Origin of the sequence: Falsiroseomonas algicola (genome assembly GCF_011040385.1) — a bacterium.
Classification (GTDB): Bacteria; Pseudomonadota; Alphaproteobacteria; order Acetobacterales; family Acetobacteraceae; genus Falsiroseomonas; species Falsiroseomonas algicola.
In genome coordinates this window covers 1-270 of the sequence record NZ_JAAIKB010000082.1, presented here as the reverse complement: position 1 = coordinate 270, position 270 = coordinate 1, and the positions used below count along the sequence as shown (strand labels likewise).

Below are 270 nucleotides of genomic sequence, written 5' to 3'. Positions count from 1 at the left end.
CTCGGCGGCGGGCCGGCTGATCATCGACGGCATCGAGGCGCTGCGCTCGGCCACCTGGCACTTTCCCTCCTTCAGCCTGGAGCACGTGGCGCAGACGCTGCTCGGCGAGGGCAAGGCCATCGACACTCCCTACCAGCGTCTGGACGAGATCCTGCGCCGGTTCGCCGAGGACAAGCCGGCGCTGGCGCGCTACAACCTCAAGGACTGCGAGCTGGTGACGCGGATCTTCGCGCACACCGAGCTCTTCGCCTTCCTGCTGGAGCGGGCCAG

At 68.9% G+C, this 270-nt stretch carries 1 protein-coding gene; it reads left to right on the top strand.

Annotated features, from left to right (window positions below):
- On the top strand, positions 1 to 270 hold a 270-nt coding region (locus G3576_RS31110), incomplete at both ends, for a hypothetical protein (RefSeq protein WP_207623128.1).